Raw genomic sequence first — 12,219 nt, 5'->3', positions numbered from 1 at the left:
TTCAGGGCTGATGCGGAGGTCCGGGGGCGACAGCCTCCGGACGAAAACCGTTCCCGCGCTGTCGGACCCTCATGCGATGCTCGGCGTCGTGGAGACCAGGTCCGTAAGCCCCGTGTTCGTCGGCCGAACAGAAGAACTCGACACCCTGAACGACGCCCTCGCCCAAGCCGCCGCAGGCACCCCTCAGGCCCTCCTGATCGGCGGTGAGGCCGGAGTCGGCAAGACCCGGCTGGTCGAGGAGTTCGCCACCGCGGCCTGCCGCGAGGGCGCCGTCGTCGCGCTCGGCGGCTGTGTCGAGATAGGCGCCGACGGGCTGCCCTTCGCCCCCTTCTCCACCGCCCTGCGCGCCCTGCGCCGCGAACTGCCCGAGCAGCTCGCCGCCGCGGCCGCCGGCCAGGAGGAGGAGCTCACCCGGCTCCTGCCCGAACTGGGCGAAGCCTCCGGGGGGCGGCACGACGAGGAGGGCATGGCCCGCCTCTTCGAACTCACCGCCCGCGTCCTGGAGCGCGTCGCCGCCGACCGGACCGTCGTGGTCGCCCTCGAAGACCTGCACTGGGCCGACGCCTCCACCCGCCACCTCCTCGCCTACCTCTTCCGCACCCTGCGCACCGGCCGCCTGGTCCTCCTCGCCACCTACCGCGCCGACGACATCCACCGCCGTCACCCGCTGCGCCCCCTGCTCGCGGAACTCGACCGGCTGCGCACCGTCCGCCGCGTCGAACTCGGCCGCTTCAACCGGGAGGAGGTCGGCCGCCAGATCGCCGGCATCCTCGCCGCCGAACCGGACCCCACCCAGGTCGACGACATCTTCGAACGCTCCGACGGCAACGCCTTCTTCGTCGAGGAACTCGCCGTCTGCGCCAGCGAGGGCTGCGGCACCGGCCTCACCGACTCCCTGCGCGACCTGCTCCTGGTCCGTGTCGAGGGCCTGCCAGAGACCGCCCAGCGGGTCGCCCGGATCGTCGCCGAGGGCGGCTCGACCGTCGAGTACCCGCTGCTCGCCGCCGTCGCCGGGCTCGCCGAGGACGACCTCATCGAGGCGCTGCGGGCCGCCGTGAACGCCAACATCCTGCTGGCCACGCCCGCCGGCGACGGCTACCGCTTCCGCCACTCCCTGGTCCGCGAGGCGGTCAGCGACGACCTGCTGCCCGGCGAGCGCTCGCGCCTCAACCGCCGCTACGCCGAGGCCCTGGAGGCCGACCCGGCGCTCGTCCCCGCCGACCAGCGCGTCATGCGCCTGGCCAGCTACTGGTACCACGCCCACAGCGCGGCCAAGGCCCTCCCCGCCGTCCTGGACGCCTCCGTAGAGGCCCGCTGCCGCCACGCCTACAGCGAGCAACTGCGGCTCCTGGAGCGGGCGATGGAGCTGTGGGACACCGCCCCCGAGGAGGTGCGGGACCGGCTGCGCCCCATCGACTACACCGAGGTCTACCCGCCCTGCGGCTGCGATCCGGTCACCACACCCCTGCGCTATCTGGACCTGATGGCCGAGGCCGCGGTCGCCGGCCGGCTGTCCGGGGAACGCGAACGCGCCCTGAAGATCACCAAGCGGGCCCTGCATCTGCTGGAGGACGAGGGCGACCCCCTGCGCGCCGCCTGGTTCTGGGTGCAGCGCTCCCGTCTCGTGCAGGCCCTGGCCCGCGGCGACGGCTGGAAGGAACTCGGCACCGCCCAGGAGCTGGTCCGCGGCCTGCCGCCCTCCGAGGTGCACGCCGAGGTGCTCTCCACCGCCGCCAACTGGTCGATGCTCCACGAACCCGGCCCCGAGGCACTCTCCTCGGCCGAGCGCGCCGTCGAGTACGCGCGCATGGTCGGCGCCCGCGAGATCGAGCTCAACGCCCGCCTCACCTACGGCGGCCTGATGGTCGACGCGGGCTCCGTCGAGGCGGGCCTCGCCGAGATGTACGAGGTCAAGGACCGGGCCCTGGAGGAGGGCGTCTCGTCCGTCGCCGGTCGCGCCTACGTCAATCTGGCCTCCGAGCTGGACGCGGTCGGCCGCACCCGGGAAGCCGTTCCCCTCCTCCAGGAAGGCCTCGTCTACACCAGGAAGTTCGGCCAGCTGGACTCCGAGGCCTGGGTGTGGGCCAACCTCTCCGAGGCGCTCTACTCGCTGGGCCGCTGGGACGAGGCCGCCGACGCGGCGGCCGGCGCCCTGCGCGTGGGACACGGCGCCAAGCCCCGGGGCGGCGGCGCCAGCTGTCTCGCGCACGTCGCCCTCGGCCGCGGTGACCTGCCCGAGGCCGCCCGCCAACTCGCCGCGGCACGAGGCTACTTGGGCACACACGACCCCATGCCGCAGCACACCCTGCTCCTCTCCCGCATCGAGATCGGAGTGGCCGCCGGCGAGGGCCGCCTCCTCGACGCCCGGGCCGAACTCGCCCGCGCCCTGGTCTCCGACATCCCGCCCGGCACCCAGCGCTACGGCTGGCCACTGCTGCTCGCCGCCGCCACCGCCGAGGCCGACGCCCGGAGCCTGCCCGCGGCGGCACAGGGCCGCGCCGACGCCCTGGAACGGCTGCGCGAGGCCGTCAAGAAGACCACCACCGACACCCCCATCTGGCTCGCCCACGAGCAGTGGGTCCGCGCCGAACTCGCCCGCGCCGAGGGCCGCGACACCACCGACACCTGGTCGGACGTGGTCACCTGCTTCGAATCCCTGGACCGCCCCTACGACCTCGCCCGCGTCCGCCATCGACTCGCCGAGGCCCTTCTCGCCTCGGGCGGCGACGACGAGCGCGACCGCGCCACCGAACTGCTGCGCCTGGCCCACGCGGTGGCCGACCACCTCGGCGCCCGCCCCCTCGCCGACGCCGTCGCCCTGCTCGCCCAGCGGGCCCGCCTCGCCCTGAAGAGCGTCCCGGAACGGCGGCCCGCGGATCCCGCGGAGGCGCTCGGCCTCACCGGACGGGAACGCGACGTCCTGCGCCTGGTGGCCGCCGGCCGCACCAACCGCCAGATAGCCGAGGAACTCTTCATCTCCCCGAAGACCGCGAGCGTCCATGTGTCGAACATTCTGGGCAAGCTCGGCGTCTCAGGAAGAGGAGAGGCGGCGGCGGTGGCGCATCGACGGGGACTCTTCCCGACGGGGGACGGCGACCGGCTGATCGCCGGATGACTCAGCAGCTGGAGGGAAAGCGATGTTCAACGTCTTCGAGGAACTCTTCGCACCCGGCCGCAAACACACCCGCGACGAGAAGAAGAGGCTGGAGCTGACCCGCGAGGACGTCGGCGACAACGACCCCGGACGCGGGCCGATAGACCTCGAGTCCGGGAAGGTCGTCGTACGGCCGCCCCGGCAGGATGACGGGACGGACGCTGCCGAGGAGTGATGCCTCAGCGGACCTGCAGCTCCAGTATCCGGTCGTCGCCGGACTTCGGGTCTCCTCGCCCGTCCGTGTTGCTCGTCGTCAGCCACAGCTTGCCGCCGCCGGCCGGGAGCACGGTGCGCAGGCGGCCGTACCTGCCCTGCAGGAAGGGCTGCGGATCGGCCGCGGCCGCCGTGCCCTTCAGGGGGATGCGCCACAGGCACCGGCCCTTCAGACCCGCCATCCAGATCGAGCCCTCGGCATAGGCGATGCCGCTGGGGGAGGCGTCGCCCGTGTGCCACTGGGCGATCGGGTTGTGGTACTCGGGGTCGGACGACCTGCCCTCGGCGTCCGGCCAGCCGTAGTCGTCACCCGGCTTGATCGCGTTCAGCTCGTCCCAGGTGTCCTGGCCGAACTCCGAGGCGAACAGGCGTTGTTCGGGGTCCCAGGCCAGGCCCTGAACGTTGCGGTGACCGTAGGTGTAGACGGGGGAGTCCGGGAAGGGGTTGCCGGGAGCCGGGTCGCCCTCCGGGGTGAGACGGAGGATCTTGCCGCCCAGGGACTTCCTGTCCTGGGCCAGGCCCCGGTTTCCGCTCTCGCCCGTGCCCGCGTACAGCATCCTGTCCGGGCCGAAGGCGATCCGGCCGCCGTTGTGGATGTAGCCCTTGGGGATGCCCTTGAAGATCGTGTCCGGGGCGCCGAGCTGTTCGCCGGCCGGCTTCTTCGCGTCGTACAGCAGGCGGACGATGCGGTTGTCCGAGGCCGAGGTGAAGTAGGCGTAGATCATGCGGTCCGCGGCGAAGTCCGGGGAGAGCGCGATGCCGAGGAGGCCGCCCTCTCCGGCGGGGGAGACCCCGGAGACCTTGCCCAGCTCGGTCTTCCTGCCGGTGTCCTCGTCGACCTTCGTGATCGTCCCCTCGTCCCGGGAGGAGACGAGCAGGCCCCCGCCGGGCAGCCGGGCGAGGCCCCACGGGGTCTTCAGGCCTGTCGCGACGGTGCGCAGCACCTTGACGGAGCCCTTGGCGGGCGGGGCCTTCTCGGCCGCCTGCCGCGACGGGGACGAGTGCGCGGTGCCCGGCCCCGTTCCGTCACCGCCGCCCCCGGTCCCTCCGCCGGAGGAACAGCCCGCCGTCAGCACGAGCGCGGTCGTGGCCAGCATGGCCGGCACAGCTTGTCGTAGCACGATCCTGGTCCCTTCGGGCGGTGGTCCAGCGGCAGCTTCTCCTTGTCTTACACCGCCCGCGCCCCACAGGTTCCCGGTCCATGGATCCCGAAGCTCCGCCGCCGCGGCCACCCGCCCGCTTCCGGTCCTACGACCGCCCTCCTCAGTCCCAGGATCCTCGCGCCCCCGGCAGTCCCGCCACCTCGGCCAGGTCCTCCGGGGTCAGACGGAGGGCCGCGGACGCGGCGTTCTCCGTCGCCCGGTGCTCGTGTCTGGTGCCCGGGACCGGGACCACGTGCCGTCCCTGGGCCAGCACCCAGGCCAGGGCCACCTGGGCGGGCGTGACCTCGTCGCCGTGCCGGGCCGCGACCCGGCGCAGGCCGGCCACGATCGGCTGGTTCGCGGCCATCATCTCCGCGGTGAAACGGGGGTGGCGGGCCCGCAGGTCGTCCGGTTCGAAGCCCTGGCCCGGGGTGAGCGTGCCGGTCAGGAACCCGTTGCCGAGCGGCATCGCGGCCAGGAAGCCGACGTCACGCGCCTCGCACCACGGCAGCAGCGACTCCAGCGCCTCCGGCGACCACACCGACAGCTCGGCCTCCACCGCGCTCACCGGGAACACCTGCTGGACGCGCTGGAGTTGCCTGATCGTCGCGTCGTGCAGTCGGCCGCCGGAGCGCCGGCCGCCGCGGGCGCCCACCGCGCACAGCCCCAACGCCCGTACCTTTCCGGCCTGGACCAGCTCAGCCATCGCACCCCATGTCTCCTCCACCGGGACCTCCGGGTCCGCGCGGTGCAGCTGGTACAGGTCGATGACGTCCGTCTGCAGGCGCCTCAGGGACGCGTCGCAGGCGCGCTTCACATAGCCGGGGCGGCCGTTGGCCACGATGTGCTGCTCGCCCACCAGCAGGCCGACCTTCGTCGACACGAAGGCGTCCTGGCGGCGCTCCTTCAACACCCGCCCCAGCAACAGCTCGTTGGTGAACGGGCCGTACATGTCGGCCGTGTCCAGGAGTGTCGAGCCCGCGTCCAGCGCCCGGTGCACCGCCCTGAGCGACGCCTCGCCCCGCTGCCGCGACCCGCCGTACGCCCAGCTCATCGGCATGCACCCGAGTCCGACGGCCCCCACCGCGAGTGCCCCCGCGCCGATCGTCCTGCGCTCCACCTGCTCGTGACCCTCCCTCTCCTGGCCCCCCAACCTAACCTCTGCGCTCCCATGAACCTGACATAGCCTCCTGACATGACTGCTGACGTGTGGCTTTCCATCCCACCCGACACCATCGAGGGGCTTCCCGAAGGCCCCGACTACCGTTTCTGGGACGGCGCCGACGACTTCCCCGCGGACCCCGCCGACTGCGTCTACTACGTCGTCCCCTATATGAAGCCCGGTGACGTGGGCGTACGTCCGCTGCCCGCGTTGAGCGGCGTGCAGGTCGTACAGACCCTGTCGGCCGGCATCGACAGCCTGGAGCCGGGGCTGAAGCACCTGCGTCCCGGAGTGCAGGTGTGCAACGCGCGCGGGGTGCACGAGGCGAGCACCGCGGAACTCGCGCTCACGCTGATCCTCGCCTCGCTGCGCGGCGTCCCCGACTTCGTGCGCGCCCAGGACCGCGGGGAGTGGCTCGGCGGCTTCCGGCCCGCCCTGGCCGACAAGAACGTCCTCATCGTCGGGTACGGCTCGATCGGATCCGCCATCGAGGACCGGCTCGTTCCGTTCGAGGTGGCGCGGGTGGCGCGCGTCGCGCGCTCTGAGCGCACCACGGCGCGCGGCCCGGTGCATCCGCTCACCGATCTGCCCGCCCTGCTGCCCCAGGCGGATGTCGTCGTCCTCGTCACGCCCCTCACCGAGGCCACCCGCGGCCTGGCCGGCGCCGGCTTCCTCGCGCGTATGAAGGACGGCGCGCTCCTCGTGAACGTCTCCCGCGGCCCCGTCGTCGACACCAAGGCCCTGCTCGCCGAAGTGGAGACCGGCCGCATCACCGCGGCCCTCGACGTCACGGACCCGGAGCCGCTGCCCCGCGAACACCCCCTGTGGCGTGCGCCCGGCGTCCTGATCAGCCCCCATGTCGGCGGCCCCACGTCGGCGTTCCTGCCGCGCGCCAAGCGACTGCTGGTGGACCAGTTGACCCGGTTCGTGAACCGGGAGCCGCTGCGCAACGTGATCCTTACGACAGGCGCAAACGGCGCGTGACCCCGACGACTTGAGCGTCCCGTGCGCGCCCCGCGCGACGGGCGCAACGGGCGTGTAATCCGCTTCCGGTACCCTCCGCAACCTTGCGGACGCGGTCCGTGCTCACGATTCCCGCTGGTCGTCACGGAGCGTAGAGGAACTATGTCCCTGAGTGACGAGACTGGTGTATCGTCCCGAGCAGGGGCTGCGCCGCACCGTTCGGCGCCGGGGATGGACATTCAGACTGTGAGGGGGGCGACGGGCGATGCACGGCCTATGGGCGAGCGATCCGACGCGACGGGGCCGCCGGAGGCGACTCTGGCGTACGGCCGCGCGCAGACGCGGTCACCACGGCAGTCACGGCTGCCGTCACAGCCATCACCACCGCAGGCACGGCCGCCGGGGGCATGCGCACCCAGCGCACCGGGAGCCGCGGGACCTGGGAGCGATGCGGACCGGGTGGGCCCGGTGAGCTCGCCCCCGCCCCCCACGACCACCCTCGCCGCAGCGGTGCGGGTACAGCCTTCGCCGGGGATGCTGGTGCCCCGTCCGCCGGCCGCCGGCCGCGGACCCGGTCTGGTCCCCCAACTCGTCCTGGCCCTGGTCTGCGCGGGATACGCCGTCGGTTCCGCGTTCGGCTGGGGTTCGGACGAACTCTCGCTGATCATGGGCGACTTCGGGCTGAGCGCCGCGGCCGGCACCGCCGCCGTGTCGCTGTTCCTGTACGCCCGTGGCCGCCGTGTCCGCTTTCGACCCGCCTGGCTGCTGTTCGCCCTCTCCTCGGCCATGGCCGCCCTGGGCAACGGGGTCTGGGGGTGGTACGAGGTCGTCCTGGGGGAGCAGGTGCCCACTCCCAGCTATGCCGACCTGTTCTTCCTGTGCTTCGCGCCGCCCGCCATCGTGGGGCTCCTGGTGCTCGCCAAGCGGCCGGTGACCAAGGCCGGCTGGGTGTGCCTCGCCCTCGACGCCTGGCTGATCGGCGGCTCGCTGCTCACGCTGTCGTGGAGCCTCGCGCTCGCCCAGGCGGCCAAGTTCGACGGGCCGAGCGTCGCGCACACCGCGCTGTCGCTCGCCTACCCACTGCTGGACATCGCCCTGGTCAGCATGGTGCTCGCGCTGCACTTCAGGCGCTCCGCGGTGAACCGCACGGCGGTCAACACCGCCATCGGCGCGCTGGCGCTGACGGTGATGTGCGACGCCCTGTTCACCTCGCCGCTGCTGCACAACAGCTACCACTCGGGCCAGTTGCTCGACGCGGGCTGGTTCGCCGGCTCCCTGCTCCTCGCGTACGCCCCCTGGGCCGCGCCCCGGCAGGGCCGGCAGTCCGAGGCCGACCGCTGCGACCTCGACGGGCACACGCGCGTGGTGCACGAACACGTGCCGGGCCAGCGGGGCGGCGCCCACCAGCACCACCCGGCACCGCAGGGAGGTGATCACGGCCGGTATCCGGCCGCCCGGCCCATCGCCGGCTCCCTGGCCGCCCTCACGCCCTATCTCGCCGCGGCCGTGTGCACCCTCGGCATCCTCTACACCGTCCTGAACGGCCACCGCGTCGACCGCGTGGTGCTCCTCACCGGCGGCACGGTGGTGCTCGCCCTCGTGGTGCGCCAGGGCATCATGCTGCTCGACAACATCACCCTCACCCAGGAACTGGCCCAGAAGGAGAACCACTTCCGCTCCCTGGTGCAGGGCTCCAGCGACGTCATCATGATCGCCGCCCCCAACGGCATCCTCCGCTACGTCTCCCCGGCCGCCGCCGGGGTCTACGGACGGCCCGCCGAGGACCTCGTGGGTACGGAGCTGGCCAATCTCATCCACCCGGAGGACCTGGGCTGCGTGGTGCACGAGGTGCGCCGCTTCCTCGCCGCCAGCCCGCTCGAGGAACCCACTACGCGCATCGAGTGCCGCTTCCGGTCCGGCGACGGCGGCTGGCTCAACGTCGAGTCCACGGTCAACCGCCACCACGGCGGCCTCATCTTCAACAGCCGGGACGTGACCGAAAGAGTGCGCCTGCAGGCCCAGTTGCAGCACAACGCCGAGCACGACCCGCTCACCGACCTGCCCAACCGCGCCCTGTTCACCAAGCGCGTCCAGCAGGCCCTGTCCGGTCGCCGGGCCGCCGACCGGGTGTCCCTGCGCGGCACGGCCGTCCTCTTCATCGACCTCGACGGCTTCAAGGCCGTCAACGACACGATCGGGCACCAGGCCGGGGACGAACTGCTCGTCCAGGCCGCCCGCAGACTCCAGGACGCGGTACGGCACGGGGACACCGCCTCCCGGCTCGGCGGCGACGAGTTCGCGGCCCTGATCGCGGGGGACGGCACCCGGGACCGCTCCGCGCGCGAACGGCACATCCTGGAGCTCGCCGACCGCCTCAGGATCACGCTCTCGCAGCCGTACCTCATCGACGGCAACGATGTCCGGGTGGCGGCCTCCATCGGCGTCGCCTTCGCCGAGCCCGGCCTCGGCGCGGGCGAGCTGCTGCGCAACGCCGACCTCGCCATGTACCGCGCCAAGGCGGCCGGCAAGGGCCGCGTCGAGCTGTACGCGCCGCAGATGCAGCAGGACGTCGTACGCAAGGCGGAGCTGGCCACGCGGCTGCGTGCCGCACTGCACGACGGCGAGTTCGCGCTGCTGCACCAGCCCGTGGTCTGTCTGGAGGACGGCCGGATCACATCGGTCGAGGCCCAGGCGCGCTGGCGGTCCTCGCAGGGGGTGCTGTTCACCCCGGCCGAGTTCCTGCGGGTCGCCGAGGACAGCGACAAGACCGCCGAGCTCGGCCGCTGGATGCTGGAGGAGGCCGTGGAACAGGCCGCCGAGCGCACCGGCACGGGACTGTCGGTGCCCGTCGCGGTCCCGATGAGCGCCCGGCGGCTGCTCGACCGTTCGATGCCGCTCGGCTCGATCGAGGCCCTGCTGACCCGGCACGGGCTGCCCTCCGGGTCGCTGGTGATCGAGCTGTCCGACACCGACCCCCGCATCTCCCTGGACGAGCTGGAGCGGCGCCTGGGCGCCCTGCGCAGACTCGGCGTCCGGATCGCCCTGGACGGCTTCGGCAGCGGCCACGCGGCGATCACGGCACTGCGCAGACTCCCCGTCGACGTGCTGAAACTCGACCGCAGCCTGGTCGAGGGCGTCGTCGAGTCGGCGCGGCTGCACAAGATCACCAGCGGGCTGCTGCGGATCGCGACCGACCTCGGGCTGCAGTCCGTGGCCGACGGCGTGGACCTGCCCGAACAGGTCGTGGCGCTGCGCGCGATGGGGTGCACGCACGGGCAGGGCATGGCGTTCTCCGGTCCGCTGGACGAGTACCGGGTGCGCCGGGCGCTTGCTTCGGGCCATTATCCGGTGCCGCACGGGCCGATCGAGCCCGCGTTCGCGGGAGGTGGTTCAGGGGTGTACACAAGTGGTGTCCCCGCCGTTCTGGGAGGCGGAAGTGGACTCCGCTCACATAATGAGACTCCCGTCCCACCCACTTGACACGTGGTGCGTGCCGGGGGGAGGGTCTGTGCCATGCGCACCCGAATTCTCGTACTTGGAAAGCGCGTCGGCTGAGCTGGTGATGTCCGGACCGACCCGGAACTCCCAGCGACCACACCCGGCGCGCTCCCCTCGCTTGCCTTACGGCACGAGGGGTTTTTTGTTGCACAGGCACCAGTCGTGCAGCGCTTGAACACCGCACAAACCTCGCAAAAACCCTCAGCATCGAGAAGAGACTGACGATGACCGAGCAGGCCACCGGGGCCCATCCGCAGCCGCGGCCCCGATCCGGAGGACAGCAGTCCGCACCCGAGCACGTCACGGGTGCGAAGTCCCTCATCCGCTCTCTCGAGGAGGTCGGGGCCGACACGGTATTCGGCATTCCCGGCGGTGCGATCCTTCCCGCGTACGACCCGATGATGGACTCCACCCGGGTGCGCCACGTCCTGGTCCGCCACGAGCAGGGGGCCGGCCACGCGGCGACGGGCTACGCGCAGGCCACCGGCAAGGTCGGCGTCTGCATGGCGACCTCAGGACCGGGCGCCACCAACCTGGTGACCCCGATCGCCGACGCGCACATGGACTCGGTGCCGCTCGTGGCGATCACCGGGCAGGTCGCGTCCAAGGCGATCGGCACGGACGCCTTCCAGGAGGCGGACATCGTCGGCATCACCATGCCGATCACCAAGCACAACTTCCTGGTCACCAAGGCGGAGGACATCCCGCGGGTGATCGCGCAGGCCTTCCACATCGCCTCCACCGGCCGGCCCGGCCCGGTCCTGGTCGACATCGCGAAGGACGCGCTGCAGGCGCAGACGACCTTCTCCTGGCCGCCGGTCATGGACCTGCCCGGCTACCGCCCGGTCACCAAGCCGCACGCCAAGCAGATCCGCGAGGCCGCGAAGCTCATCACCTCCGCGAAGCGGCCCGTCCTGTACGTCGGCGGCGGTGTCATCAAGGCACACGCCACCGCCGAGCTCAAGGTTCTCGCCGAGCTCACCCAAGCGCCCGTCACCACCACCCTGATGGCGCTCGGCGCATTCCCCGACAGCCACCCGCTGCACGTGGGAATGCCGGGCATGCACGGTGCGGTCACCGCCGTCACCGCGCTGCAGAAGGCCGACCTGATCGTCGCCCTCGGAGCCCGCTTCGACGACCGCGTCACCGGCAAGCTGGACAGCTTCGCCCCGTACGCCAAGATCGTCCACGCCGACATCGACCCCGCCGAGATCGGCAAGAACCGCGCCGCGGACGTGCCGATCGTCGGGGACGCGCGCGAGGTCCTCGCCGACCTGATCCAGGCCGTCCAGAAGGAGCACAGCGAGGGCCACCAGGGCGACTACAGCGCCTGGTGGAAGGACCTCAACCGCTGGCGCGAGACCTACCCGCTGGGCTACGAGCAGCCGGAGAACGGCCAGCTGTCGCCGCAGCAGGTCATCCAGCGCATCGGACAGCTCGCGCCGGAGGGCACGATCTTCGCCGCGGGCGTGGGCCAGCACCAGATGTGGGCCGCGCACTACATCGAGTACGAGAAGCCCGCCACCTGGCTGAACTCCGGCGGCGCCGGAACGATGGGCTACGCGGTCCCGGCCGCGATGGGCGCCAAGGCCGGCGCACCGGACCAGACGGTCTGGGCGATCGACGGCGACGGCTGCTTCCAGATGACCAATCAGGAGCTCACCACCTGCGCCCTGAACAACATCCCGATCAAGGTCGCCATCATCAACAACGGCGCCCTCGGGATGGTCCGCCAGTGGCAGACCCTCTTCTACAACCAGCGCTACTCCAACACCGTGCTGCACTCCGGCCCGGAGGCGGACGGCAAGCAGCCCAGCGCCGGCACCCGCGTCCCCGACTTCGTGAAGCTGTCGGAGGCCATGGGCTGCTACGCGATCCGCTGCGAGGACCCGGCCGACCTCGACAAGGTCATTGAAGAGGCGAACTCCATCAACGACCGCCCCGTCGTCATCGACTTCATCGTCCATGAGGACGCGATGGTGTGGCCGATGGTCGCCGCCGGCACCTCGAACGACACCATCATGGCCGCTCGGGACGTCCGCCCCGACTTCGGCGACAACGAAGACGACTGAGAGCCGTAGGTAAAG

Annotated in this window: 7 protein-coding genes; 5 read left to right on the top strand and 2 right to left on the bottom strand. The window is 71.9% G+C overall.

Annotation, left to right across the window (positions count from 1 at the left end):
• Positions 1 to 76 precede the first annotated feature (76 nt).
• Together ABD355_RS34945 and ABD355_RS34940 are read left to right on the top strand one after the other, a co-directional pair.
• Entirely contained in the window at positions 77 to 3,115 is a 3,039-nt protein-coding gene (locus ABD355_RS34945; RefSeq protein ID WP_344404932.1) for a helix-turn-helix transcriptional regulator, read from the top strand.
• 22 nt (positions 3,116 to 3,137) lie between these two features.
• The gene (locus ABD355_RS34940) at positions 3,138 to 3,329 is read left to right on the top strand and encodes a DUF6191 domain-containing protein (protein ID WP_344404930.1); all 192 of its coding nucleotides are present in this window, start codon (positions 3,138 to 3,140) and stop codon (positions 3,327 to 3,329) included.
• A gap of 4 nt (positions 3,330 to 3,333) precedes the next feature.
• Here ABD355_RS34940 and ABD355_RS34935 read toward each other — a convergent pair whose 3' ends face one another.
• Together ABD355_RS34935 and ABD355_RS34930 are read right to left on the bottom strand one after the other, a co-directional pair.
• The gene (locus ABD355_RS34935; protein ID WP_344405033.1) at positions 3,334 to 4,473 is read right to left on the bottom strand and encodes a PQQ-dependent sugar dehydrogenase; all 1,140 of its coding nucleotides are present in this window, start codon (positions 4,471 to 4,473) and stop codon (positions 3,334 to 3,336) included.
• 157 nt (positions 4,474 to 4,630) lie between these two features.
• Positions 4,631 to 5,629 (bottom strand): aldo/keto reductase, encoded by a 999-nt coding sequence (locus tag ABD355_RS34930; RefSeq protein WP_344404929.1) that lies wholly within the window; start codon positions 5,627 to 5,629, stop codon positions 4,631 to 4,633.
• 75 nt (positions 5,630 to 5,704) lie between these two features.
• Between ABD355_RS34930 and ABD355_RS34925 the strand changes: the two genes are divergently transcribed.
• From ABD355_RS34925 to ABD355_RS34915, 3 genes are all read left to right on the top strand, one after another.
• Entirely contained in the window at positions 5,705 to 6,655 is a 951-nt protein-coding gene (locus ABD355_RS34925) for a 2-hydroxyacid dehydrogenase (protein WP_344404928.1), read from the top strand.
• 447 nt (positions 6,656 to 7,102) lie between these two features.
• Positions 7,103 to 10,114 (top strand): putative bifunctional diguanylate cyclase/phosphodiesterase, encoded by a 3,012-nt coding sequence (locus tag ABD355_RS34920; RefSeq protein ID WP_344404927.1) that lies wholly within the window; start codon positions 7,103 to 7,105, stop codon positions 10,112 to 10,114.
• 236 nt (positions 10,115 to 10,350) lie between these two features.
• The gene (locus ABD355_RS34915) at positions 10,351 to 12,204 is read left to right on the top strand and encodes an acetolactate synthase large subunit (RefSeq protein ID WP_344405031.1); all 1,854 of its coding nucleotides are present in this window, start codon (positions 10,351 to 10,353) and stop codon (positions 12,202 to 12,204) included.
• Positions 12,205 to 12,219 lie beyond the last annotated feature (15 nt).

Source organism: Streptomyces longisporus (assembly GCF_039532765.1).
Taxonomy (GTDB): Bacteria; Actinomycetota; Actinomycetes; order Streptomycetales; family Streptomycetaceae; genus Streptomyces; species Streptomyces longisporus.
The sequence above is the reverse complement of the archived record's forward strand: the minus strand, read 5'-3'. Positions and strand labels throughout refer to the sequence as shown.

Coding starts and splice junctions, on each gene's coding strand:
- ABD355_RS34945 (WP_344404932.1), top strand. CDS start 77: ATGCTCGGCGTCGTGGAGACCAGGTCCGTAAGCCCCGTGTTCGTCGGC.
- ABD355_RS34940 (WP_344404930.1), top strand. CDS start 3,138: ATGTTCAACGTCTTCGAGGAACTCTTCGCACCCGGCCGCAAACACACC.
- ABD355_RS34925 (WP_344404928.1), top strand. CDS start 5,705: ATGACTGCTGACGTGTGGCTTTCCATCCCACCCGACACCATCGAGGGG.